This is a genomic window from Sandaracinaceae bacterium (assembly GCA_016706685.1).
Lineage (GTDB): Bacteria > Myxococcota_A > Polyangia > Polyangiales > Houyiibacteriaceae > JADJJE01.
Genome location: JADJJE010000018.1, coordinates 122,569 through 147,395, shown reverse-complemented (window position 1 = coordinate 147,395; position 24,827 = coordinate 122,569). Strand labels below are relative to the sequence as shown.

General features: G+C 70.8%; 21 protein-coding genes and 1 tRNA gene. 8 read left to right on the top strand and 14 right to left on the bottom strand.

What is annotated here, in order from left to right; all coding sequences use genetic code 11:
• Positions 1–511: 511 nt before the first annotated feature.
• Positions 512–1,339 (bottom strand): hypothetical protein, encoded by an 828-nt coding sequence (locus tag IPI43_22235; protein ID MBK7776816.1) that lies wholly within the window; start codon positions 1,337–1,339, stop codon positions 512–514.
• 170 nt (positions 1,340–1,509) lie between these two features.
• Here IPI43_22235 and IPI43_22230 point away from each other — a divergent pair, with 170 nt between their 5' ends.
• Entirely contained in the window at positions 1,510–2,679 is a 1,170-nt protein-coding gene (locus tag IPI43_22230; GenBank protein MBK7776815.1) for a hypothetical protein, read from the top strand.
• A 29-nt stretch (positions 2,680–2,708) separates the two neighbouring features.
• Complete coding sequence (locus IPI43_22225) at positions 2,709–3,578, top strand: metallophosphoesterase family protein (protein MBK7776814.1); 870 nt, start codon at positions 2,709–2,711, stop codon at positions 3,576–3,578.
• A gap of 5 nt (positions 3,579–3,583) precedes the next feature.
• Here IPI43_22225 and IPI43_22220 read toward each other — a convergent pair whose 3' ends face one another.
• The 11 genes from IPI43_22220 to IPI43_22170 form a co-directional block, all read right to left on the bottom strand.
• On the bottom strand, positions 3,584–3,958 hold the full coding sequence (locus IPI43_22220; GenBank protein MBK7776813.1) for a TerB family tellurite resistance protein: 375 nt from the start codon (positions 3,956–3,958) through the stop codon (positions 3,584–3,586).
• Positions 3,959–4,111: 153 nt separating this feature from the next.
• On the bottom strand, positions 4,112–4,996 hold the full coding sequence (locus tag IPI43_22215; protein MBK7776812.1) for an MBL fold metallo-hydrolase: 885 nt from the start codon (positions 4,994–4,996) through the stop codon (positions 4,112–4,114).
• A 37-nt stretch (positions 4,997–5,033) separates the two neighbouring features.
• Positions 5,034–7,538, bottom strand: a complete 2,505-nt coding sequence (locus IPI43_22210; GenBank protein MBK7776811.1) for an AMP-binding protein — start codon at positions 7,536–7,538, stop codon at positions 5,034–5,036.
• Positions 7,535–8,482, bottom strand: a complete 948-nt coding sequence (locus tag IPI43_22205; GenBank protein ID MBK7776810.1) for a 1,4-dihydroxy-2-naphthoate polyprenyltransferase — start codon at positions 8,480–8,482, stop codon at positions 7,535–7,537. The genes IPI43_22210 and IPI43_22205 overlap by 4 nt, the downstream gene beginning before the upstream one ends.
• On the bottom strand, positions 8,475–9,254 hold the full coding sequence (locus tag IPI43_22200; protein MBK7776809.1) for an alpha/beta fold hydrolase: 780 nt from the start codon (positions 9,252–9,254) through the stop codon (positions 8,475–8,477). Before IPI43_22200 ends, IPI43_22205 begins: the two co-directional genes overlap by 8 nt.
• Positions 9,251–11,050: a 2-succinyl-5-enolpyruvyl-6-hydroxy-3-cyclohexene-1-carboxylic-acid synthase gene (gene menD / locus IPI43_22195; protein MBK7776808.1), complete on the bottom strand. Its 1,800-nt coding sequence runs from the start codon at positions 11,048–11,050 to the stop codon at positions 9,251–9,253. The genes IPI43_22200 and menD overlap by 4 nt, the downstream gene beginning before the upstream one ends.
• 12 nt (positions 11,051–11,062) lie before the next feature.
• Positions 11,063–12,496 carry an isochorismate synthase gene (locus IPI43_22190; GenBank protein ID MBK7776807.1) on the bottom strand — a complete coding sequence of 478 codons (1,434 nt, stop codon included), beginning with the start codon at positions 12,494–12,496 and terminating at the stop codon, positions 11,063–11,065.
• The gene (ubiE, locus tag IPI43_22185) at positions 12,493–13,209 is read right to left on the bottom strand and encodes a bifunctional demethylmenaquinone methyltransferase/2-methoxy-6-polyprenyl-1,4-benzoquinol methylase UbiE (GenBank protein ID MBK7776806.1); all 717 of its coding nucleotides are present in this window, start codon (positions 13,207–13,209) and stop codon (positions 12,493–12,495) included. Before ubiE ends, IPI43_22190 begins: the two co-directional genes overlap by 4 nt.
• On the bottom strand, positions 13,206–14,423 hold the full coding sequence (locus tag IPI43_22180; GenBank protein MBK7776805.1) for a hydroxymethylglutaryl-CoA reductase, degradative: 1,218 nt from the start codon (positions 14,421–14,423) through the stop codon (positions 13,206–13,208). Before IPI43_22180 ends, ubiE begins: the two co-directional genes overlap by 4 nt.
• Positions 14,424–14,430: 7 nt before the next feature.
• Positions 14,431–15,453, bottom strand: coding sequence for a polyprenyl synthetase family protein (locus tag IPI43_22175; GenBank protein ID MBK7776804.1), 1,023 nt, complete (start codon positions 15,451–15,453; stop codon positions 14,431–14,433).
• Positions 15,454–15,515: 62 nt separating this feature from the next.
• A complete protein-coding gene (locus tag IPI43_22170) occupies positions 15,516–16,115 on the bottom strand; it encodes an ArsR family transcriptional regulator (GenBank protein ID MBK7776803.1) in 600 nt (199 codons plus the stop codon).
• Between the two features lie 170 nt (positions 16,116–16,285).
• Between IPI43_22170 and IPI43_22165 the strand changes: the two genes are divergently transcribed.
• A complete protein-coding gene (locus IPI43_22165; protein ID MBK7776802.1) occupies positions 16,286–17,032 on the top strand; it encodes a hypothetical protein in 747 nt (248 codons plus the stop codon).
• Positions 17,033–17,145: 113 nt separating this feature from the next.
• On the opposite strand, the gene IPI43_22160 is transcribed toward IPI43_22165, so the two are convergent.
• Complete coding sequence (locus IPI43_22160) at positions 17,146–19,149, bottom strand: hypothetical protein (protein MBK7776801.1); 2,004 nt, start codon at positions 19,147–19,149, stop codon at positions 17,146–17,148.
• Positions 19,150–19,276: 127 nt separating this feature from the next.
• Between IPI43_22160 and IPI43_22155 the strand changes: the two genes are divergently transcribed.
• The 3 genes from IPI43_22155 (at position 19,277) to IPI43_22145 (ending at position 22,490) form a co-directional block, all read left to right on the top strand.
• Complete coding sequence (locus IPI43_22155; protein ID MBK7776800.1) at positions 19,277–20,245, top strand: sterol desaturase family protein; 969 nt, start codon at positions 19,277–19,279, stop codon at positions 20,243–20,245.
• The gene (locus IPI43_22150; protein ID MBK7776799.1) at positions 20,229–20,831 is read left to right on the top strand and encodes a TetR/AcrR family transcriptional regulator; all 603 of its coding nucleotides are present in this window, start codon (positions 20,229–20,231) and stop codon (positions 20,829–20,831) included. Before IPI43_22155 ends, IPI43_22150 begins: the two co-directional genes overlap by 17 nt.
• 66 nt (positions 20,832–20,897) lie before the next feature.
• The gene (locus tag IPI43_22145; GenBank protein MBK7776798.1) at positions 20,898–22,490 is read left to right on the top strand and encodes a CHASE domain-containing protein; all 1,593 of its coding nucleotides are present in this window, start codon (positions 20,898–20,900) and stop codon (positions 22,488–22,490) included.
• Between the two features lie 22 nt (positions 22,491–22,512).
• Here IPI43_22145 and IPI43_22140 read toward each other — a convergent pair.
• A tRNA-Leu gene (locus IPI43_22140) sits at positions 22,513–22,596 on the bottom strand.
• A gap of 95 nt (positions 22,597–22,691) precedes the next feature.
• Here IPI43_22140 and IPI43_22135 point away from each other — a divergent pair.
• Together IPI43_22135 and ilvD are read left to right on the top strand one after the other, a co-directional pair.
• A complete protein-coding gene (locus IPI43_22135) occupies positions 22,692–23,039 on the top strand; it encodes a hypothetical protein (protein MBK7776797.1) in 348 nt (115 codons plus the stop codon).
• Positions 23,036–24,721 (top strand): dihydroxy-acid dehydratase, encoded by a 1,686-nt coding sequence (gene ilvD / locus IPI43_22130; GenBank protein MBK7776796.1) that lies wholly within the window; start codon positions 23,036–23,038, stop codon positions 24,719–24,721. Before IPI43_22135 ends, ilvD begins: the two co-directional genes overlap by 4 nt.
• Positions 24,722–24,827: the final 106 nt, after the last annotated feature.

The window sequence follows — 24,827 nt, the reverse complement described above, 5'->3', positions numbered from 1 at the left end:
GCGGGCTCCTCTTACAGGGATACGGAAGTTACCAGAGCTGGCGCGGAGACGCACCACCCAGAAATGACGCGGAGCCCACCGGATCTTTTTTTGAGCCGTTTCGAACGCACCCCGCATCTAGAGGGGAAGACGGTCAGCGAGACCGCCCCACGAAAGAAGGCAGACCATGGATATGGACAACGGACGCAGCGTGCTCTTTGTGGCAATCGTGAAGGTGTTGGCTTCGAAGCGTGGGGGCATGCTCACGCGCGCCGTCTCCTACGTGCTGAGCCGAGGCGCGGACGACACGGGGCTCTGACGCATCCCACCCGTTGCCGCGCTGCGTCACACGAAATTTGGTCCGGGATCGCAGCGGCGCGAGGATGGCGAGACGCGTGATGGAACGCGCGTCAGAGAGCGAAGGAGCAGGACATGGCGAGCACGACGAACATGGCCGAACACGACTGGGAACCCCGCGAGCGACCCGCGCCCTGGTGGGCCCACTTGCTCCGCTGGTGGCTCTGAGCCGCGCTCAGGCGTGCTCGGTCATCAGCTTCCAGCAGCCCACCGCGAACGAGCGGTAGGCGCTGCGCTCGAGGGTGGGCGGCTCGTCCACGATGCCCCGGCGCGCTGCGAACATGGACCGGAGGGCGCCCTCGATGTCGTTGCTGGTCTCCACCCAGAGGAACTCTTCGATGCCGTCCAGCACCTGCTCACGGAGCAGGTGGGGCAGCTCGGCCAGGCGCACCTCCCCGGAGAGGCGCCGCCGCACCGCGTGCGCGATGGAGCGTGCGTGCTCCGGCCAGCGGCCGAGCGCGTGATGGAAGATGTCGCCGATCAGCCGCAGGATCTCCTGAGCCAGCTCTCTCACGCGCGGCCGTAGCTCGCGCTCTTCGTGCTCCACCATCATGGCCAGGTAGTCGTCGCTCAGCAGCTTGCTGACATCGGCGATGACGATGGAGCGCGTCTCGGGCGTGACCCGCAGCGCGCCCAGGTCCGCGATGACACGCTCGCGCACGGTGGTCAGCTCGCGCATGAGGGCGCCGTCGGGGCCCGCGTTGAGCACGGCGCCGAGCGGGTCGATGAGGTGGTGCCCGAACGTGGTGAGCACTTGATCCAGCAATCGTCGCTGGCGGTCCGCATGACTCAGTGTGAGCAGCGCGCGCTCGATGGTGGTGGCGTTGGGAGGCTCGACGATGGCGTCTTGAAACCGTGGCCCAGCCTCGGCGCCGCCGTGCATCTCGAGTGAGCGCATGAGCTCGTGGAAGGTGGACACGGCCCCCTCGGCGTCTTCGTCGCCGTAGACCGAGACGACCAGGTCGCGCTCGAACGTGCCCCCGAACAGCCGCGCCAGCTCCATCTGCACGTCCGCGGCCGTGACGAGGTTTCGAGGCGCAAGCGGGAGCGGAGGCGGTCGCACCCGGCGAGCATGACAGGCTCTCGCGCCGAGAGCACTCGCTCACGGCACGGCCATGCCCCAGCGTGCTAGGACGGCGACACCCTCCCCTGGTACCTCACATGAACTATCGAATGTCGCTCCGGGTCGCGCGCACGCTGTTCTCGCTGGTCGTCGTCTCGTTGGCTGGCTGCTCGGACTCCCCCTCTCCCTCGGGTGCCTATGCTCCGAGCGCCAATGACGTGGCGATCTTGTTCCCCCATCCCGAGATGGGCGAAGACGACCTGCTCATCTCGATGAGCGAAGAGCTCCTTCCAGTTGCGCTGTTCGGGCGACTGGGTGACGCGAGCGGCGAGCTTCCGAGGCTGGCCGAGGGAGCCGGTTCGACGGACGTGTATCCGAGGCTTCGCGTGACTTCTGCGCGAGTCGATCCGTGCTTCGACAATGTGACGCCATGCCAGCGTCAGGTGCGCTTGGTGGCGCAGATTCTGTTTCCGCTGACGAACGACCCGGAGCCACCGAGTCTCTCGGACGCAGCGATTCACCTCTTCTATACGCTGGATGACGAGCACTTCGTGGACCTGCTCGTGGCCCTTCGGGAGACCGGCTCCGAGGCCGGGCCGCTCGGTGTGCACCCGGGACTCTTGCGTGAAGGCCTCGGGAGCCCCTACGCTCAGTCGATTCGCACGGCTCTGGTCACCGCTTGCGAAGCAGGCACCCTCACGCGCTTCACGTTCATGGCTACGGGCCGCTCCAAGAACTGGTTCTTTGGCGTGTTCGATCGAGCGAACGATGGAACCTTCTCGCTCTCGAGCATCCCGGGGGTGTCCGCGACCAGCGACTCGTTCACGGACCAGGGGTCCATGGGCTTTCGCTTCGGAACACCGTTCTCGGTGTCCTGGTTTCCGGACGCGTTGCTCGGCACCGACAGCACCCAGGCGCTCAGCCCGGCCGAGTTCACACAGGGCGTCGATCTCCTCGCCAGGCTCGCCAATCCCAACCTGGTGTCCACCGCGGAGGTCAGCTGTGCCGCATGTCACGTGGCGGACACGACTCGCGTTCAGTCGTCGCTCGATCGGGGCTCGAGCACACCCGCGACCTCCACGTTCGACTTCACCGCTTCGCTGCCGGCGCCGGACGTGCCTCCCACCGGGTTCGGCAACCTGCACGCATTCTCTTGGGCCTTTGGAGAAGCATCGGTCAGCGCCCGAACCGCTCATGAAGTCGAGCTCGTCGCTCAGGAGCTGAGCACGGAAGGCTTTCGGTCTTCGCTTGCCCCTCACCTTCGGGCGCGCCTCGAATGACCGTGTCCGCGTCCGAGGCCGCACCCGCCATGGTCGAAATTGGGGTGGTCGGTGACCTGCACGGCTCGTTCGATGCCACCGACGTCTACCAACTCGATGCGTGTCGCTATGAGGCGCTGTGGTTCGTCGGGGACCTCGGCCCGGGCACTCGCGACGCCGACGTTCGGGTGGCTCGCACCATCGCGAAGCTGCGCACTCCGGTCGTGGTCATGCCGGGCAACAACGACTGCGAGCACGCTCCGCTCCTGCGTGCGGAGTTCGGGCATCAGGTGGGCCGCTCGGCGCTCCTGGCCCTCGGAGGCGTCGTCGCGCGCGGTGAGTCGACGACGCGGCGAGCGAACGTACGCTTCGCTGGCTTCGACCGGCACGTCGTCGCAGTCGGCGAGTCGGGCGTGACCGTCGTTTCGGGTCGGCCCTACGCCATGGGCGGCGACCAATGGCCCTTCGCAGAGGCGATGCAGAGCCGCTTCGGACTCGGTTCGGTGGCCCAGTCAGCCGAGCGACTCGTCTCCCTCGTCGATGGCGTCGAGACGGACTCGGTCGTGTTCCTCGCCCACAACGGGCCGACTGGCCTCGGCGCTTCCCCCGTTGCGCCATGGGGCAGGGACTTCCATCCCGGCGAGGGCGATCACGGCGACAGCGACCTGCGGGTCGCGGTCGACCACGCGCGCGCACGCGGGCTGCGAGTGCTCGCCGTGGTGGCAGGGCACATGCATTACCCGCTCGACGACGGCCGACTGCGCACCTGGGCGGTCGAGGTCGACGGAACGACGTACGTCAACGCCGCCCGACTCCCCCGCGTTCGCGCCACTCGCGCCGGTGGCGAGCGTCACCACGTTCGCCTCCGCCTCGAAGAGTCGGCCATCACCGTCGACGAGGTCTGGCTGTCGGAGGACTGACCGCCTCAGGGGACGTCGCCGAGCAACTGGGCCAGCCGCGGCGGCGAGACTCCGAGCTCCTCGGCCACGCGCTCGAAGGCCTCGCGTTCGGCCGCATCGACGACCCCATCCGACAGCGCGACCGCCGCGAAGAGCAAGACGCCGAGCTCGGCGTCATCACGGTCGGCGACGATCCGCTGCGTGACGGTGTGCAGGCGTGCTTCGTAGCCGTCGCGCGCGAGGTGCTCCTCGAAGGCGTCGACCATGGTGTCGGACACGCGCCCCGGCACGAGGCCATCGGTCAGCGTGCGAACGGCTCCGCGAACGGCGAGCTGTTCGCTGTCCGTGGCCTGCCCGTCAGCGTGCATCGCGAGGAACAGCAGCTCCGCCAGCGGCGCCACGCGCTCGCGCGACGCGCCTTGGTCGTGGGCACCCCGATCTGGACCCGTCCGTCCGTCGTCCGCTCCATCACCACCGGGAAGGATGGAGGGTCGACCGTGACCGACGAGTCGGTCGCGCAGCCTACGGATGACGTCTGAGTCCACCAGTGCCTCCTAGAGTGTGGGCTGTGGGTCGGCCGCGTGAAACCGCCCGCGCTCGTCGCGCGCCACGCGGGCCCACGCCACCTCGGGGTCGTGCACGAAGAACAGCCCACCCCCGCGCGCCTCGAGGTCGTTCAGCAGCGCCTCCTTCTCCTCGATCAGCCGCTCCGGGAAGCGGTCGTAGCCCATGGTGATGGGCAGGTGCACCCACGGCGCGCCGGGAATCAGGTCCGACGCGTAGAGCAGCGGCCCGTGAGCGCTCGGCACCTCGGCCATCATGAGCCCGGGCGTGTGGCCCTCGGCGAAGCGCAGCGGGTACTCCGGTCCGAGCGTGGTGGAGAATGCCACGCCCTCCGCGCCGGCTGACGGGCTCGGGACCAGCTCGAGCCGACCCGTCTCCTGCAGCAGCGCCTGCAGCTCGGGGATGAACGACGCCCGGTCGCGGGCGTGCGGCGCGAGGGCCCGCTCGAAGGCGCGCGCCCCCACCACGTAGTGCGCGTGAGGAAAGACCAGCTGCATGCGTTGCTCGGCGTCGTGGGCCGTGAGCACTCCGCCCGCGTGATCGAAGTGCAGGTGGCTCAGGACCACCACGTCCACGTCTGCCGGGGTGAGGCCGTGGGCCGCGAGCTCGCGCAACAGCACGTGCTCGGACTCCTGCACGCCGAAGCGATCCCGCATCGCGGGCGGGAAGAAGGTGCCGATGCCGGCCTCGAAGAGGATGTTGCGATGAGGCTCGCGCACCAGCAGGCAGCGACACGCGAGCGGGATGCGGTGCCGCTCGTCCGGCGCGATCCAGCGCTCCCAGAGCGCGCGCGGGGCGTTTCCGAACATGCTGCCACCGTCCAGGCGCTGGCTGTTTCCGAGGAGCGCGTGGAGCGTGCGGGGGGTGCTGGTCATCGCGGGGAGGCTACCACCCACGCGGCCGCCGCGCCGCTCAGTGAGGCCGGCCGGAACTGCGCAGGCGCGCCACGTCCACCACCACGGTGCCGGGAGACTCCGAGAGGGTTTGCAGCCGGCTGCGCGCCACCTTGTCGAGCGAGGTGCGCGGGAGAGCGTCGACCACCCAGTACTCCTTCGGCAGCTTGAAGCGCGCGAGCACGCCGGCGAGCGCCGCGTCCAGCGTGCGCACCCGCGCCTGCGGGTCCGACGGCTCGTCTTCTCCAGCGCCAGCGGGCAGCGGCCGGAGCACGCACGCGGCGACCACGCGCTGACCCCACGTCTCGTCGTAGACCCCGAACACCGCCGCCTCGCTGATGTCCGGCTGCTCGGCGAGGCGCGCCTCCACCTCGGCGGGGTAGACGTTCTCGCCGCCGCTCACGATCAGGTCGTGGCGCCGGCCCTCCACGTGCACGAAGCCGTGTTCGTCGACGCGGCCGAGGTCGCCGGTGCGAAACCAGCCCTGCTCGTCGAGGTGCTCGCGCTGCCCCAGGTAGCCCGAGAAGAGCGTGGCGCCGCGGACCTCGAGCACGCCTTCCCGGGAGCGCACCTCGAGACCATCGAGCGGCCGACCGCAGCCGGGTTCGTCATGGCTGGCCTGCGTGGTGATCTGCGAGCACGCCTCGGTCATGCCGTAGGTGGCGCGAACCGGGAGCCCTGCCGCGCGCGCGCGCGCCACGAGTGCCGGCTCCACCGCAGCGCCTCCGAGCAGCACGGTGCGCAGCGTGGGCGGCGCTCGGAAGCCCGCGTCCAGCAGCCGGCTCAGCATGGTGGGCACCAGCGACACGTGCGTCACCCCCAAGTCGTCGATGAGCCCGCGGAACGAGCGCGGGTCGAACTCGGGGGCTCCCGCCAGCACCACCGTCCCACGCGTGACCAGCATGCGCACGATGATGGAGAGTCCACCGATGTGCGCGGGCGTCAGCGACAGCAGCCAGCGATCCACGTGAGCTTCCGCGAGTGGCCCGTGGCCCTCGGCCAGCCGCGCGCGGGATGCCCACGCGGACGCTACGAACGCGCGGCGCGGCAGCACCGCGCCCTTGGGGCTGCCCGTGGTCCCCGATGTGAAGAGGATGGCCAGCGGCGCCTCGGGGCGCACCTCACGGGCCGCTTCACCGTGCGCAAGACGAGATGACCGCTGATCGAGGAGCGTGGCCCCGCTCTCGCGCACCACCCGCTCGTGCTCCTCCTCGGTCGCGCGCGGGTGCAGCGTCACCACGCAGATGCCCGCCTCGATGGCGGCGAGGATGGTGACGACGCCGGCGACGTCCAGCGTGGGCACGAAGGCGACCGTGTCCCCCGCACGCACGCCCTGCGCTTCGAAGGCCGCGACACGGTCCGCGCAGCGCTCGGCCAGCTGGGCATACGTGAGCACGAAGCCCGGACCCACGAGCGCCGCACGGGTGGGGTGCTGACGCGCCGCCTCGCGGATGGACAAGTCCACCTCCACGTGACCGAAGCCCGGCGTCTGGTGCGGCGCCAAGTAGCCCTCGGCGGCGAAGGCGGGGGCGTGAACCTCGAAGGGCGGCACGAGCGCGCGCAGGCCGGGGTGATCACCGAGACCCACCGCCACACCACTGCCGATGGCGAGCGCGAGCTCACCCAGCGTGGCGCGCGCCACGGGCCCCTCGAGCGTGTGCGACACCACGGCGTCGAGCCCGCGCGCCTGAGCCTCCCTCACGAAGCGCGCGGTCTCCAACAGACCGCCGAGCGCCGTGGGCTTCAGCACCCAGGCCCGCACGTCCGGGTGATCGATGACGTCCTCGGGCTCGAGTCCACGCAGGGACTCGTCGAGCGCCAGCGGAACCGGTGAGCGCGCTGGCAGGACACGACTCGGCTCCTCGAGGAACTCGATGTCCAGCCCCCCGAGCGCGCTGAGCGTCGCGTCGAGCGCCGCCCCCGAGAGCGCGCCGTTGGCGTCGAAGCGCAGCCGGGCCGCGGGGAAGCGCTCACGGACCTGCTTCGCGAAGGCCAGCTCGGCGTCCAGGTCGCGACCCAGCTTGAGCTTGAATGTGTGCGACCCCTCGTCGAAGCGCGCGCGCGCGTCGTCCAGCTGGAGCGAGGTGATCCACGCCGCCACGCTGAGCCGCGTGGGCACCTGGGCGTCGCGCTGAGCGAGCTCGAGGCCGTGCCTCAACACCGCCCACAGGGGCACGGCACGGAAGCGCGCGTACGCATCGAAGAGCGCGCTCTCGAGCCCGAAGCGCGCCGCGTAGGCCTCGCGCGGGAGGCGCTCACTGTGCTCGAGAACGGAGCGCGTGAAGGCCTCGAGCGTGTCGGCCTGCACCTCGAGCGTGGAGCCCAGCGCGCGCAAGGCGGCCTCCGTCTGCTCCGCCGTGTCGGATGAGTATCCGCTGAGCGGCGACGCCTCGCCCAGTCCGCGCACCCCCTCGAACAAGACACTCACCAGCCAACCGCGACGCTCTCGAAAGCTGGCGACGGAGTTCTCCACCGGCTGATCGAGCCGACCCGCGAGCGGTGCGAGCGTCAGCCCGAGCTTCATGTGGTCACCGCGATCCCCACCGCGAACAGCAAGCCGTACACGAGCAACAACTTGGCAGTGCCGGTGAGTGTGTCGTTGAGCGCCGCACCATCACGCACCCACACCGCTCGCAGCAGCGTCGCTGCGAACGGAGAAGTCGCAAACACCACGAACACGAGCGAGCCCACTAGCCCAGTGTAGAAGAGGTACACGGGGATGCCATAGGTGGCGACGATCAAGAGCAGGTACTCGACGCGCGCGCCGGTGGCACCGAGGCGCACGGCCAGCGTGCGCTTTCCGCTGCGAGCGTCCCCCTCGCGGTCACGCAGGTTGTTCACCACGAGGATGGCGGTGGCGAGCGCCCCGACTGGCACGGAGGCGAACCACGCGAGCGTGGTGGGAAGCCCCAGCGTGCCCGAGTGGCTGGCGAGCTCCACGTGCTTTGCGGTGATGCCCACGAGCTGCACGTACTCCGTCCCACACACCGCCACGAAGCCGAAAAACAGCATGACGAAGACATCGCCGAGGCCGTGATAGCCGAGAGGAAACGGACCGCCCGTGTAGGCGATGCCCGACGCCACGCTGGCCACGCCGATGGCCACCACGGGCCAGCCCCCCACCGACACCAAGTAGAGCCCGGCCAGGATGGCGAGACCGAAGCTGGCGAGCATGCCGCGCTTGAGCTGCGCCGGGGTGAGCAGGCCAGCCTGCGCGGCGCGCACGGGACCGAGGCGCGTCTCGTCGTCGGTGCCCTTCTCGAAGTCGAAGACGTCGTTGGCGAAGTTGGTGCCAATCTGGATCATGCACGCGCCGAAGAGCGCCGCCGCGGCGGGCAACCACTGGGTGCCGCCGTGCGACGACGCGCACGCCGTGCCCACCGCCACGGGCACGAGCGCCGCGCTCAGCGTCGCGGGACGCGAGGCGAGCAGCCACGCCCGCGGGGACCCCGGTCGCACATCAGACATCCACCGTCTCCACGATCACACGCGCCAGGTCACCCGGCGCCTCCAGCAGCAGATTGTGCCCGAAGGGCGCGCTCGCGTCTCCGAGCACCTGCAGGCGGGCGCTCGGCAGGGCTGCGGCCATGCCCTCCGCCAGCGCGCGGAACTTGCTGTCGCCGTGACCCGCCACCAGCGTCACCGGGAGGTCCAGCGTGGGCAGCGCGCTGGTCCACGAGGGCATGCGGCCGAGGCTCAGCGTGCGCAGCGCATGCGCCAAGCGAGGCGCGTCGTGCGTGAGGCGCAGCGCGCGCTGGGCGGCGAGCCTCGCGGGCGCGAGGGTACGCTGCGACTCCCACAGCGGCAGCGCCTCCCACTCTTTCACGAACGCCGGAAGGCCAGCCTGCTCGAGGCGCGCGGCCAGCGCGTCATCGGCCTCCACGCGGGCAGTGCGCGCTGCAGCGTCATCGAGGCCCGGGTGCCCGCCGATGAGCGTGGCGGTCTCGAAGCGCACGCGGTGGCGCACCAGGAGGCCCAGCGCCAAGCGCGCGCCCAGCGAGTAGCCCACCAGGTGCAACGTGCCGCGCGGCAGCAGCGCGGCCAGGCGGTCCACCTCCGCCTCGAAGGAGTGGGGTTGCGCGGGCCATGCGTCGCGTGGGCCCGTGACGCTGCCCTCGTGCCCGGTGATGACGGGGCAGAGCTTGCGCTCCGCAGCACACGGACCGCTCAGCAGGTGACCGAGCACCGCGTCCCAGCTGGTGGGACCGCCGGTGAAGCCGTGGAGGAAGACGATACTCATGCGCTCGCTCCTTGGCGCTCACGGAGCATGCTGTCCACCTCCGCGTAGATGGCGCGCTGGCGCGGACCCGCATCGTGAGGCGGCACGATGGCCTCGATGACGTGCAGGCCCGGCTTGCCCATGTGCTCAGCGAGCGCGGCATGCAGGTCGGCGCGGCTACGCACGGCGGTGTGAGCGTGGCCGTAGACGTGCGCCGCGGCGGCCAGGTCCGCGCGGTGGTCGGTGGTGAAGCTGTTCATTGGCGCGCCCGGGTGGTTCGCCACCGGCAGCAGCTCGAAGATGCGCCCGCCGCCGTTCTGCAGCACCACCACGGTCACGGAGCTGCCGGGGAAGTGAGCGCCGAGGCCGCCCAAGTCGTGCAGGAAGCTCACGTCTCCCAGGAGCGCCACCACGGGGCGCCCCGTCGAGGCCGCACCGGCAGCTCCGGCGAGCAGGCCATCGATGCCCGAGGCGCCGCGCTGGCTGTGCACCGGACCCATGGCGCGGGTGCGCGTGGCGTACGCGTCCACGTGGCGGATGGCGAGGCTGTTTCCCAGCAGCAGCGCGTCGCGCTCACCCAGGCTGGCGACCACGGCCACAGCCACCTCACCCTCGCTCAGCGCATCGTCCTCGCTCAGCTTGCGGGCTGCCAGCTCGAGGAAGCACGCGTCGAGGGTGCGCCACGCGTTGGCATAGTCGCTCACGGTGGGGGTCGCGGCCGAGGGCTGCGGGAGTTCACCGCACAGCTCATCGAGCGCGGCCGCCACGTTTCCCACCAGCACGCGCTGGGCGTTGCGGCTCGGGTCGGGGCGACCGAAGGGGGCCAGCACGAAGCGGGCGCCCTGCCCTGCCTGCGCCATCAGCTCGAGGCTCTTCGACGTGGGCGTGGCGCCGACCTGAATGACCAGCTCGGGCGCGAGGTGGGCACGGCCCACCGGACCACGCAGCAGCGCGTCGAAGCCCGCCACGCACGTGACTCCCGGGAGCTGCGCGCCGAAGCGACACTGGCTGGCCGCCTCGGCCAAGACGGGGAAGCCCGTGGCCTGCGCCAGGCGCTGCACCGCCCCGGGCACGTCACTGTCCACAGCGAGCGGGCCCACGGTGATGATCCCGCGACCGCCCCGCTCCATGCAGCCACGCGCCGCGCGGAGGAGCTCGTCCACGCCATCCACGGGCAACGCTGGCGCTGCGCGGCGGACCACCTGGGGCACGCGCTCGGCCCACTGCCGCACCGTCGCCAGCGCTTGCAGCGCCTCGGCGTCGGGAGACACGCTGGGCTCGAGCGGCACGCGCAACGGCACGTTCAGGTGCAGCGGCCCCACGTCGGGCCCAACCAGCCCCGCCTCGATGAAGTGTGAGAGGCGCGGCCCCCACGTCTCCAGCTGGGCGAGCGACTCGGGCGTGCCGAGGTCCAGCTCTGCGCGCACGAACGCGCCGAAGATGCCGTGCTGCGCGATGGTCTGGTTGGCGCCCCAGCCGTGCAGTTCGGGCGGCCTGTCGGCCGACACCACCAGCATGGGCAGGCGCGTCTCGGACGCCTCGATGATGGCGGGCAGGTAGTGCGCGAGCGCGGTCCCGCTGGTGCACAGCAACGGCGCGGGCACGCCCGTCTCGCGCGCCACGCCCAGCGCGAAGAAGGCCGCCGCACGCTCGTCGATGACGTGGTGCAGCGGGACCCCGAGCGCGTGCAGGGCCAGCACGAGCGGCGTGCTGCGCGAGCCCGGGCTGACCACCCAGCGCGTGGCGCCCGTGCCCCGCGTGATGGCGTCCACCAGCCAGCAGGCCGCGGTGTATTGGAGATCGGGTGCCGCGATCATGCGCGCTCCGCCTCAGGCGCCCGCGAGCGTGCCCAAGACCGCCCGCATCTTGAGCTCCGTCTCGTCGTACTCTGCGTCCGGCCGCGAGTCGCGCACGATGCCCGCGCCGGCATACACCGACACGCGCCCGCCGCGCACCACGCCCGACCGCAGCGCCACCACGAAGCTGCCGTCGCCGCTGGCATCGGTCCAGCCGAAGGGGGCGCTGTACCAGCCGCGTGGCACGGGCTCGCGCTCCGCGATCCAGCGGACGGCGGCCTCGCGCGGAACACCACCCACCGCAGGCGTGGGGTGCAGCGCGCCCACCAGGGTGAGCACGCTGGCACTGTCACGAAGGCGCCCCTCGATGGGCGTGCGCATGTGCACCACGTCCGGAAGCTCACGCGTGCCCGGCTGCGGGTCATGCGTGACGGCCGTGCAGTGCGGCTCGAGCGCGCTCACCACGGCGTCCACCACGAAGCGGTGCTCACGGCGGTCCTTGTCGCTGGCCAAGAGCGCCGCGCTCTCGCCGCGCGGCATGGAGCCCGCCAGCGCCTCGGTGTGCACGCGGTCGCCGCTGCGCGTGACCAGGCACTCGGGCGTGGCGCCCAGGAATGCCACGCGCTCGCCGTCGGTATCCGTGCGGAAGAGAGCGAAGCGCGTGCAGGAGCCGAAGCGCGCGTCGAGGCGCGCCAGCATGTCCACGGCGTCGGGCAGCGCACCATCGGCCACGCTGGCCTCCGAGCGCCGCGCCAGCACCACCTTCTCGAGGTCGCCAGCCGCGATGGCCGCGCGCGCGTCGCTGACCATGCCGATGAAGCGCTCGCGCGGAAGGTGCGTGACGTGCACCGCCGTGGCGGCGCCCGGCTGCTTGGGCGCGCGCACCAGCGCCTGGATCAACCCGTCCACGTCGCTCAGCAGCGCGTCGTCGTCGGCACCCGACGTGACGCAGAACGAGAGCCAGGCCTGCGTGCCCGCGCCACCGCCGGGGTTCACGGCGTAGCGCACGCGGGGCATCACGAAGAGGCCGTCGCCGAACGGCGCGAACGGCGTGCCCACCGATGCGCCGGGCGCGAACGCGAGGCCACCGAACATGCGCGGTGCGGGCGCCCCCTCGGGAGCCACCACCACCAAACCGGCGAGGCGCTCCGCGATGGCGCGCTGCTGCGCCGCGAGGCCTGCGTCCTGCAGGCACTCGAACGCCACCTCGAGGCCGGCGATGGCCAGGCCCGTGGGCGGATGGAAGTACACCGACGCGCGCTCGCGACCGGCCTCGAACAGCTGCGCCGGGTGCGCCTCGGGCGCCGGCACCGTGACGTGCACCCGCTGCCCCACGTGCGCACCGAGCGCCTCGCGGAGCGCGCGCCGGGTGTCGGCGGCCCACTCCTCGGGCGTGCGCGTGCGTGCCGCGGCCTCAGCCGAGAGGGCCTCTACCGAGCACTCGCGCTGCGCGGCGCGCTGGCTCATGCGCTGGTGCTCCCGCCCTTGCTCTCGGCCACGTAGAGGCAGCAGACCCCCAGCGTGAGGCGCTCGAGCGAGACCATCTGCAAGCCGGCGCGCTCCATCATGGCGGCGAAGTCTTCCGGGTCCGGGAAGGCCGCGATGCTCTCTTGCAGGTAGCGGTATTCCTTGCTGCCCGAGAGCCACGCCCCGAGGCGCGGCACCACCTGCCGGATGTGGAAGCGCGCGAACGGGCTGAGCACGCCCTGCTTCGGCTCGCTGAGCTCCAGCACGCACACGCGCCCACCGGGCTTCACCACGCGCGCCATCTCGCGCAAGCCACGCTCGCGGTCGGGCACGTTGCGAATACCGAAGGCGATGCAGGCCGCGTCCAGCGAGCCCGGGTCGAACGGCAGCGACTGCGCGTCACCCTCCAGCAGCGTCACGCGCTTGCTCAGCTTGGCCGCGTCCACCTTGGTGCGGCCCACGCGCAGCATGTTCACGGAAGGGTCCACGCCCACCACGGTGCAGTCGGGGTGCGTCTCGGCGATCTGAATCGCGAGGTCACCGGTGCCCGTGGCCAGGTCCAGCACCCGTGCGCCCGGCGTCACGTTCAGCGCAGCCACCGTCTTACGGCGCCAGCTCTGGTCCACGCCCATGGACATGATGCGGTTCAGCCGGTCGTAGCCGTCGGCGATGTTGTCGAACATCTGCCCAGAGCCCATGCGTGCGTCGGTCATGGCGCTTTTCCCTCGCCAAGGGCGCGACGCAGCGCCCCCTGTTCTTCACTGCGCTCGGCCACCTCGGCCTTACGTGCGTGGAGCCGCATGTGCCCCTCCTGGATGCCCTCGCCCGCCAGCGCCTTGAGCGCCGCGAGGTTGCTGGCCAGACCGGCCGCCGCGATGACGATGCCGAGGTCGCCGGCGCGCTCGAGGTCCATCAGCTCGAAGGCCGCGCGCACGCCCTGGTGCACGCGCGTGGAGCCACCCACGGTGCCCACCGCCATGGGCATCTCGAGCTCGCCGCGCACGCCCGTCTCGGTGCGGCGCCAGACGGCCAGCGGCCGGTACTGCCCGTCGCGCGACGCGAACGAGTGCGCCCCGGCTTCGAGGCTGCGCCAGTCCTGCCCAGTGGCCAGCGCCACCGAGTCGCAGCCGTTCATGATGCCCTTGTTGTGGGTGACGGCGCGGAACGGATCGAGCTCCGCGAAGCGGCTGGCCTTGGCGATGCCGTCGGCCACGCGGGTGCCACCGAGCGCGTCGGCGGTGACCTCGCAAGACACCTTCACGGTGCGACGCAGCGGCAGGTTGCTGAGGATGCGCAGGCCGATCTGGCCGCCGATCTCGGCGTGCAGCAGCGGCGCCACGGCCTCGGCCACGGTGTCCACCACGTTGGCGCCCATCGCGTCGCCCACGTCCACGTAGAGGTGCACCACCAAGATGCCCTCGGCCGCGTCCAGCACGCGCACGTCGAGGTCACGGCAGCCGCCGCCGCGCCGCACCATGCCGGGGATGCTGGCGTCGCCCGTGGCGAAGATGCGCTCGCGGATGGCCTCGATGCGCGCCGTGGCCTGATCGGGCTCGGGCACGGCGTCGAACTGCACCTGCGTGGTCATGATGGACGCGCTGGCCTTGCCCGTGAAGCCACCGGTCATGCGCACCAGGCGCGCCGCGTTGGAGGCCGCGGCCACCACCGAGGGCTCCTCCACGCTCATGGGCACCAGCACGTCGCGGTTGTTCACGCGGAAGTTCAGGGCGATGCCCATGGGCAGCCCGTAGCAGCCCACCACGTTCTCGCTCATGCGGTCGGCCACGTCGGCCGGCAGGCCACCGCCCGCCTCCAAGAACGCGATGGACTCGGGCGAGAGGCGCCCCGTCTCGACGAGGCGCGCGAGGCGTTCGCGCAGTGACTTCTTGTAGAAGCCCGGAATACGACTGGTGACGGAGTCGGTCATGGTGATCTCAGGCTTCCCGGTGAACGGTAGCTTGGGCAACGGTCAGGAGCGCCTCGATGGCGCGCGAGTCGGGCAGTGGAGAGAGCACGGCCGCGGCGCGGTCGGCGTGGCTTAGGGCCAGGGCACGGCAGGCGTCGAGCGCGCCCGTGCGGACCAGCGCCTGCTTCAAGGACTCGTGCAGGGCCGCGGTGCGCACAGGGTCCACGTCGTCGGCGCCCAGGATCTCGCCCAGCAGCACGCCCACGCTGGGGTCCTGCTCGTAGGCGTGGAGCAGCGGGTAGGTCATCTTGCCCTCACGCAGGTCCGTGAAGAGCGCCTTGCCGGTGGCCTGCTGGTCGCCCGCGTAGTCCAGCCAGTCGTCGATGAGCTGGAACGCCATGCCCAGGTGCGTGCCGTAGTCCTCGAGCGTCTTGCAGGTGGTCTCGTCCAGGCCGCCGGCGCGACCGCCCGCGTACATGGCCCACCGAAAGAGCGCCGCTGTCTTGCCTTCGACCACCTTGAAGTAACTCTCGCGGCGGGTGTCGATCTTCCCGCGGTTCTCGAGCTGCAGCGCCTCGGCGAAGATCATCTCCTCGATGATAGCCAGCAGGCGGTCGAGCGTCCCCTCCACCCGAGCGTTGCGCACGCGGCGGAGCGCTTCCACCAAGAGCCAGTCCCCCGCGAAGATGCTGGCCGCGTTGCCGTAGAGCATGCGCGCAGCAGGGGCCCCACGGCGTTGGTCGCTCTCGTCGATGACGTCGTCGTGCAGCAGCGTGGCGCAGTGCACCAGCTCCACGGCCACGCCCATCTCGCGGGCCTGGTCGCTGAAGCCCGAGCCCACGCGCGACGCGAGCGCCACGCACATGGGCCGCAGGCGCTTGCCACCACGCGCGATGAGGTGCAGCGCGCTGTCGGTGACCACGTTCTTCTCGGCGTTGCGCGTGGGCAGCGTGTTGAGCGCGCCCTCGAAGTCCTTCATGTCCCAGCGCACCAGGTCGCCGAGGTCCGCGAGGCGCGCGGCCAGCTCGGCCAGGCCCTGCTCGTCACAGATGGAGCGCAGGCTGCGCAGGACATCGCGCGAGGGGTCGGTACGAACGGCGGAGAGCAACGACATCAGACTTGTTCCTCGGCGGAAGAGAGCTCGCTCGGGTCGACGGTCTTGCCCGCCACGAAGGCGCGCACCATCCGGTCGCCGACGCTAGCGAGGGCGCGCAGGTAGGCAAGGCGACGCCGCTTGAAGGCGATGGCGGAACGCGAGGGGCCGGTGCTGCGCAGCTCCTTGAGCGCTCGGTCGGCGGCTGCGAAGGTCTCGCTCGCGTCGCGGATCAGCACCAGCTCGCGGCGCTCCACCACTTGGCGCACCAGGCGCCACACGCGCGGCTCCACGCTGTAGAAGTCGCGGCGCTCGCCGGTGACCCAGGTCTTGCGCACGGCCCCCCAGGTGGCCAGCTCGGCCAGCGAGAGCGACACGGCGCTGCTGCTCATCTGCAGGCGCTCGGTCAGGGCCGCCACGTCGAGCGGGTCGGGCGACAGGAACAGCACCGTCCAGAGGCGCCCCATCTGGCGCTTGAAGCCCCAGAACTCCATGAGCTGGCCCACCGCCTCGGCCACCTGCAGCTCCACGCGCCACCACTCGGGCGCGTCCAGCTCGGGCCCGGTGTCCGTGGTGGACTCCGAGGGGCTGGCGGTGAGATTGCGGATCGGCCTGGTCATGCTTTCAGAACTTTCAAAAGCTCTTGAAAGTTCAATAGACTCAGGACCCGGCAGCGTCAAGGGCCGGAGGCGCCGGTCGCATCGCTGACGCTAGCCAACCGGGGGGTCGCTGTGAAACGCTACCGGCTTCCAACTTGACGTTAATAGAGGTGAAAGCGATGCGCACGAGGGTGACTCAACTGGGCCTGGGTTCGTTGATGATGGTAGTGCTGGGCATGCTGGCCAGCCCGGTTCCGCGGGCGAGCGCGGGGGCATGCGCCACGATCCGCCACTTCGAGACGAGCTTCGCGGCCGCCGCGGGCACCACGCTTCCCGCCGATGGGGGCGTGCTGTTCGCGCCCACGCTGGCCTCGGGCCGACCCGACGCCGCCGCCGGCCCGAACGACCCGCCGCGCGAGTCGCTCCGCCGCGGCACGCGCGCGCTCCCCAGCACGCGCATCGAGCTGGCCCCCGGCTGGGTGGTGCTCCGCCCACGCGCCCGTACCACCGGCGCCATCCGCGCCATGGCCGGCTCGAGCGAGCGTGACTTCACCATGGCCCGCGCGAGCACCGAGCCCCTCGCGCCCCCGAGCGGACCGCGCCTGCGCTTCTACCCGTCGCGCCAGGTCCAGGGCGGGCCACGCGGCCCCAGCACGGCAGCCGCCTACAACACGCTGACCATCTCGGCGCCGGCGCCGGCCGGCACCTTCGGCATCGTGGTGCGCAACGCCCCTGCCGCCGGTCGCCCTGCCGCCGCCGATGGCTTTGCCGTCCCGCTCGACGCGCCCGACCAGGTGAGCTTCTCGTTCAACAACGCTGGTGGCCGTTGCCAGCCCGGCCGCCCTGGCGAGCTGGTGCAGCAAGGCGCCTCCGTGGAGGTCCTGTTCGTGGACGCGCAAGGCCGCGTGTCCGAGGCAGTCGCCGCCACCGTGCAGTAGGGACGGCGAGCGCCAACGGGGGCCATGTCACTCGGGATCCTGGCGTCCCGGACTGGCGGGCCGCCATCCGCGAACAAGAGAGCGCGCTGACCGACAGCGTCCTGCGTCTCAGCTCATGGGCCGCTGATGTCCCAGACGCGCACCCAAGAGCTGTCTCGCACGACGAGGGTCTTCGCGCTCACCCAGAGCTTCGTCACTCGACGGTGACCGCCGAGGACGAGGCGCCTCGCGCCTGGGCGCCACACCGCGACGAGCGAGTCGCTGACCTCTGCGGCCACGTTCTTGGAGTCGACATCGAACGTGGCCGCACCCCTGACCGGCAGGTCGCCCGGTTCATAGGGGCAGCGGAGGATCTCTTCTCCGGTCTCGACACTGGTCACGCGCACGGCGCCGCTCGGCTCGAGCGGGTTCGAGACGTCGGGCGCGGTGACGAAGGCTCCTGTCGCCGGCGCTCCCCATGGGAGCTCTCGTCCCAGCTCACCCGACGCGAGATCGAACGCGAACTCCTGCGCGATCGTGAGGCCCTTGCCCGCCCAGATCGTGAGGATAGGCTGTGTGCCGCGGCGACCGAACGCGGCCCAGTGCTTCGGATCGTTGCCCAGGGCGAACCGCTCGGCGTCTCGATCGACGTGGACCACGACCCTCGACTCCCCACTCTCCACGTCGAGCGCGACGATGTCGAACCCGTCATGTCCGAGGGAGTCGAGCGGCAGCAGCAGCACCGATGCGCCGTCGAGGTAGGCTCCCTTGTTCCGCGGCAGGTCGCGCGCGACGAGCAGGGTGCCATCGTGCCGTGACCACCGGTGGATGCGCCCCGCGCTCAAGGACGTGACCGTGTCCGACGCGACCGCGAGCTTACAGCCCTCTCCGAGGTCTCCTTCGAGTGCGAGCCGGGGTCCTTCGCGCACGACTTGGCGCTCGACGTCCACGATAGCGAAGCGCCCATCGGCATGGAGCAGCCAGACGTCCCGCTCGACCCTCGCGTACGCGATGACGTCGCTCGACGGATGCCTGGCCTTGCAGCGCGCTTCGCCGAGCACGCCGCGCTGGCTCGACACGACCGCACCGCTTGCTGTGTCCGCGACCACCACGTCGCCGGACAGGAAGCCCGCAGCGACGACGCCCCCGCCGTCCGTCACCGCGACCGCGCTGAGGGTCGAGGGCGCGGGGGGCGCCTTGACCGAGCCGTGCCGAACGAAGAAGCCCGGCGCGAGCTCCTTGAAGTTCGGGATGCGGTTCATGCCCGCGATCGCCTTCTCGCCCGCGTCCGTGATCCTCGGGTCGAGGAAGAACCGCGTGCGCGCGGGCTCGAGGTCGATGACCTCCACGCCCTCTCCCTCGCTTCCGATGGCCGCGACGGAACGTGCGCTGTCGAGGACGAGCGGGCCGTTCGAGAAACCTTCGAGCGTGAACTCCTCGCTCGTGATTCGGCCGGTGCTGTCCTTCACGCGGGAGAGGCGCATGTCCTCGTCGGAGACCAAGAGGACCTTGCCTGCACGGCTGAAGCGCACCGAGAGCGCCTTGATCTTGCGGCTGCTGCGCGTCCAGTCCGCAAGGCTCTTGCGCTTCACGAGGTCGATGAGCTCGACCTGCTTGTTGTCACGCAGGACGAGCGCGCGCGCTCCTTCGTCATCCACGTCGAGTTCCGACGTGATGCCCTTCGCGTGCTTCCACTGGCCGCTGGCCTGTAGGTCCGGGAGAACGAAGCGGAGGAGCTTCCCCGCGAGCACGTACACCGCGTCACCCCGAACGACGACGCTGGTCGCGACCGCGGGCAGCGCCGTCCGTGCGAGCTCCTCGCATGCCGTGCTGAAGGCCACGAGTGAAGTGCCCGCTCCGACGAAACCAGGCGCTGTCGTCGCGAGCGACGTGATGGGCTCCTCCACGCTCCCGTGGAGCGTCCCGCGCTCGACGAGCTGCGTGCCCTTGAAGTGCCAGGTCCGCACGCGACCGTCGCCGTCCGCCGTCGCAACGATGTCTCCCCAGATCGCGAGCGCGAGGATCGGCGCGTCGCCCGGCGCCGTGGCCGCCTCGGGCGTCTCGGGCGTCTCGAGCGCCCTCGCGCTCCCACGCTTCGTCGCCTTCCTGGGCGCTGGCTTTGGGTTGGGCGCGGTCACGAGGTCAAACCTATCACGGCCGAACCCGAGCACCGGCGCCAGCGGCTCGCACAGGCGATGTCGCCCGAGTTCACCGACCAAACGGGTGGCTCTTGACGCGTGCCCGCCTCCGCTCTATTACGTGGTAATGCAGTTACCATCAAATCAACCCACGCCACTTCGCCGCTTCGTCTCGCGCACCGGCTACGCGGGCGCTCTCTTGCTCGCGCTGGGCACGCTGTGGCTCGGGCAGCGCCTCGGCCTCGAGGCCCCGCAAGCCACGCTGCTTGCTGTGGTGTGGGTGGGCGCGCTGCTGCTGTTCGTGGAGCAGCGCATGCCGCACACGCCGGACTGGCGGCCCAGCTGGGGCACGCTGGGCATCGACGTGTTGCACAACGCCATGACGGCGTTCGCGGTGGCCCCGCTGGTGCGCGCGGTGATCTTCGCGCTGCTCGTGGACGTGGGCGCGCGCCTCGCGGGCGCGGTGGGCGTGGGGCTCTGGCCGAGCACCTGGCCAGTGGCGCTGCAGCTGGTGCTGGCGCTGGTGATCTCGGACTTCGGCGCCTACAGCGCGCACCGCTTCATGCACCTCACGCGCTTCGGCTGGCGCTTGCACGCGGTGCACCACACGCCCGCGCAGCTGCACGTGCTGGCCAGCGCGCGCACGCACCCGCTCAACGCGGTCCTCACGCTCACATGCGAGACGGGCCCGCTCATCCTGCTGGGCATCTCGCCTGCGGCGCTGGCCGCATGGACGGTGTTCAAGGCGGTAAACGGCCTGCTCCAGCACGCCAACATCGACTTGCGCCCCGGCTGGCTGAGCTACGTGGTGGCCACGTCGGACGTGCACCGCTACCACCACTCGGTGCACCTGCACGAGTCCAACACCAACTTCGGCAACACCACCATGCTGTGGGACCACGTGTTCCGCACGTTCCACCTGCCGCGCGGCGAGCAGGCCGGCACGGTGGTGGGCATCGCCGACGCCGCGGTGCCCGAATCGTACCTCGCGCACCTGGCCGTGCCCTTCCGGCTGGGGCGCTACGAGGCGCTGGCCGTGACACCGCAGCCGTCCACGGACGGCCCGCACGCGAGCGCGCATGCCCAGCGCGCCTGAGCCCCGCGCCTACCGCATGGGTGCCCGCGCCGAGAGCGCCGCCCTCACGCGCGAGCGCGTGCTGGACGCGGCGGCCGCGTGCTTCGGCGAGCAAGACTACGACGCCGTGTCCCTGCGCGAGATCGCCGAGCGCGCGGGCGTGGGCCTGCAGACCGTGGTGCGCACCGCGGGCTCCAAGGAGGCGCTGTTCGCCGAGGTGGCCGAGCGCTTCCTCGCCACCATGATGGCTGGCTTCGAGCCCGGGCGCGTGGACGACTGGCGCTCCGCGCTGCGCCAGCTGATGACGTTCTACGAGGCGCACGGCGACCAGAGCATCCGCGTGATGGCGCACGAGCACCGCGTGCCCGGCGTTCGGCAGTACGTGCAGCGCAGCCGCGAGCTCCAGGCCGCATGGCTACAGGCCCGTCATGGAGACGCTTTCGCAGGGCTCAGCGCCACGGAGAAGAAGCGCCGCGTGGCCATGGTCCTGACCCTCACCGGGGGCCGCACTTGGTACACGCTGCGTCGGGAGCACGGGCTCTCCGCCGGCGAGACGCAGCGCGCCATCGAGGAGCAGCTGGAGGCCCTGCTCGCGCTCCTAGCCTAGTCCCCACCGGGGGACCCAGGAAAACAAGCCCGGGTAGCTGGCCGCAAAAGCGGTAGGCTGGGGTCAATGGTGAGCGCCGCATCTCTCGACCCGAAGAAGGTGAAGCGCGCGCGCTGGCTCTCCCTGCTCCTCTTCACGCTGGTGTCGGGGGTGCTCGCAGCCACGTGGCTCCACCAGCGGCGCGAGTGGTCGCGCAGCGTCGCGTCTCAAGTGGACCTCACCGCCGATCAGGCCGCACTGCGCCTGGGCGACTACATCCACGCGCGCCTCTTGGCCACACGCGGCATCGCCGTGTCGCGCCTGGCCATGGCCAGTCGCCCGTCGTTCACGGCCGAGGCGCTCATCGCGCAGCGCGAGTTCGGCGGCTTCCAAGCCATCAACTGGATGTCGCCCGAGGGGATCATCGAGGTCGTCACCCCCGAGCGCGACAACCTGCGGGCGCTCGGCCGCGACATCCACGACAGCCCGCACGCGCGGCCGGCCTTCGAGGCCACCGTCGCGAGCGGCCAGCCGCACGTGTCCGACGCCATCGACCTGTTCCAGGGGGGACGCGGCTTCGCGGTCTACGTCCCCATCCGCGCGGGCGGTGCCGCGGGCTTCGTGAACGGGGTCTTCCGCATCGATCCCATCATGACCACCGCGCTGCGCGGCCGCGTGCTCGACGGCTACGTGCTGCAGCTGGACGACGACGCCGGCCAGAGCCTGGTGGCGCTCCGCAGCGACGAAGACCACGCCGCCGCGACCGATGGCCGCCCGAGCTCCTCCGCCACCTTCGACGTCCTCGACCGGCGCTGGACCCTGCAGGTCTGGCCGCGCGACGAGCTGTGGTCTCAGATGCGCGCCGGACGCCCCGACGTAGTGTTCCTCTTCGCCATCGCGCTGGTCGCGCTGGTCTCCGCCCTGGTCTACGTGCAGCTCACCCACGAGCTGCAGCGCTTTCGGCTGGCCGAGGAGCGCATGCAGCTCGAGCGGCGCCTCGAGAGCACCACCCGCATGGAGTCTTTGGGCCGCCTGGCGGGCGGCGTGGCCCACGACTTCAACAACATTCTCACGGTGATCGTGGGCAGCGCCGAGCTGGTGCGCCGCACCGCGAGCCCCGAAGACCCGCGCGTGTCCTCCGGGCTCGAGGGCATCTTCGACGCGGCCTCCCGCGCCGCGGACCTCACGCGTCAGCTGCTGTCGTTCGCGCGCCAGAACCCCACGCCCCCCGAGCGCCTGGACGTGAACGAGCAGCTCGAGGGCCTGCGTCAGCTGCTCGAACGCCTCACCCCCGAACACATCACGCTCACGCTCACGCTCACGCCCGACCCCCTCTTCGTGCTCGCCGCGTCCAGCCACCTGAGCCAGATCTTCGTGAACCTGGTGGTCAACGCGGTGGACGCCATGCCCAACGGCGGCCTGCTGGCCATCAGCACCTTCGCGCTCGACGGAGACGTGGTGGTCGAGGTGGAAGACACCGGCATGGGCATGGACTCCGCCACCCGCGGCCGCATCTTCGAGCCCTTCTTCACCACCAAGCCCGAAGGCGAAGGCACCGGCCTCGGCCTCGCCACGGTCTACGGCATCATCCAAGGCTACGGCGGCAGCATCGAGGTCCGCAGCGAGCCCGGCCACGGCTCCACTTTCCGCCTGCGCCTCCCCGCCGCGCCACCCGCCTGAGACGAGCCACGCGCGGGGGGCCTGGTGCGAGGAAGAGGACTCGAACCTCCACATCTTGCGATACCGGAACCTAAACCCGGCGCGTCTGCCATTCCGCCATCCTCGCGGCAGGGCGCAACGGTGCGACCTCTTCGCGCTTGGCGCAAGCCCTCGCGCGCCGGCACCGTTGACCCCCCCGCGGGCGCATGACAAACGTGTGCGGTGCGCACCTCCCTCGCCCCCGACTCCCCCGAAGGACTCCGGCACCAAGTCTTCCTCTTGGAGCGCGAGCGCGAGCGCCTCGTCCAGCTGAAAGCGTCCAGCGAGCGCGACCGCAACAACGCCATCAAGATGATCGCCCTGGTCGTCATCGCCGTCCCCGTGGGCGTCCTCACCAGCGTCTGGTGGGCCCTCGCCGTCGTCATCCAGGTCATCCTCCTGGTCGTGGGCACCTGGTACATCACCGGCGTCCACATCATCGAGTACACCGGCAACATCACCGACTGCGACCAAGACCTCCGCACCGTCAAAGCCACCCTCGCGGCCCTACCAACCATCAAAGCACCATGACGACCACCAAGCTCAACAAGTACAGCGCACGCATCACCCAGGTGAAGGCCCAGGGGGCGTCGCAGGCGATGCTCTACGGCACGGGTCTCTGCCACGCCGACATGGACAAGGCCCAGGTCGGTATCGCCAGCGTCTGGTACGAGGGCAACACCTGCAACATGCACCTCAACGGGCTCGCACAGTGGGTCAAGGAGGGCGTGGTGGCCGCCGACCTCGTGGGCATGCGCTTCAACACCATCGGCGTGTCGGACGGCATCTCCATGGGCACCGACGGCATGAGCTACTCGCTGCAGTCGCGCGACCTGATCGCCGACAGCATCGAGACGGTGATGGGCGCGCAGTGGTACGACGCCAACATCGCCATCCCGGGCTGCGACAAGAACATGCCCGGCTGCTTGATCGCCATGGGGCGCCTCAACCGCCCGTCCTTGATGGTGTACGGCGGCACCATCAAGCCCGGCGTGGGCAGCGAGGGCGAGAAGCTGGACGTCATCAGCGCGTTCCAGAGCTACGGCGAGTTCCTCTCGAAGCGCATCGACGAGACCAAGCGCCTCGACATCGTGCAGCACAGCTGCCCCGGCGCGGGCGCGTGCGGCGGCATGTACACCGCCAACACCATGGCCTCGGCCGTGGAGGCGCTGGGCATGTCGCTGCCCTACTCCTCGTCCATCCCCGCCGAAGACCCGGCCAAAGAGGCCGAGTGCCGCGCCGCGGGTGCCGCCATCCGGCTGCTGCTCGAGCGCGACATCAAGCCGCGCGACATCATGACCCGGAAGGCGTTCGAGAACGCCATCGTGCTCACCATGGTGCTGGGCGGCTCCACCAACGCGGTGCTGCACCTCATCGCCATGGCGCGCGCCGTGGACGTGCCGCTCACGCTCGCGGACTTCCAGGAGATCAGCAACCGCACGCCGTTCCTCGCGGACTTGAAGCCCAGCGGCCAGTACGTCATGGCGGACCTGCACGCCGTGGGCGGCACGCCCGCCGTGCTGAAGATGCTGCTGGAGCGTGGCGTGCTGCACGGCGACTGCATGACGGTCACCGGCAAGACCATGGCCGAAAACCTGGCGGACCTGCCGGGCCTCACGCCGGGTCAGCAGGTGCTCAAGCCCTGGGACAAGCCGGTCAAAGAGACGGGCCACCTCAACATGCTCTACGGCAACCTCGCGCCCGAGGGCTCGGTGGCCAAGATCACCGGCAAGGAGGGCATGTACTTCGACGGCACCGCGCGCGTGTTCGACTGCGAAGAGGACATGCTGGCGGCCGTGGAGCGCGGCGAGATCGTGAAGGGCAACGTCATCATCATCCGCTACGAGGGCCCCAAGGGCGGCCCCGGCATGCCGGAGATGCTGTCGCCCACGTCGGTCATCATGGGCGCGGGCCTGGGTGACCAAGTGGCGCTCATGACCGACGGGCGCTTCAGCGGCGGCAGCCACGGCTTCATCATCGGGCACATCACGCCCGAGGCGCAGGTGGGCGGGCCCATCGCGCTGGTGGAAGACGGCGACCGCATCATCATCGACGTGAACAAGCTGCTGATCGACTGGCAGGTGAGCGACGAGGAGATCGCGGCGCGCCGCGCGCGCTGGACGCCGCGCCCCCTCAAGGCCACGCGCGGGACGCTCTACAAGTACATCAAGACCGTGTCCTCGGCCTCGCTGGGCTGCGTCACGGACGAGTAGAACGCCACGCCCCAGAGGGCGAGCGCTACCGACCCGTCCCCAATCGCGTACAATGGGGATTATGTGTCTTGCTTCACCTTACGCGCCGGGCGCTGGTCGTCCGCGC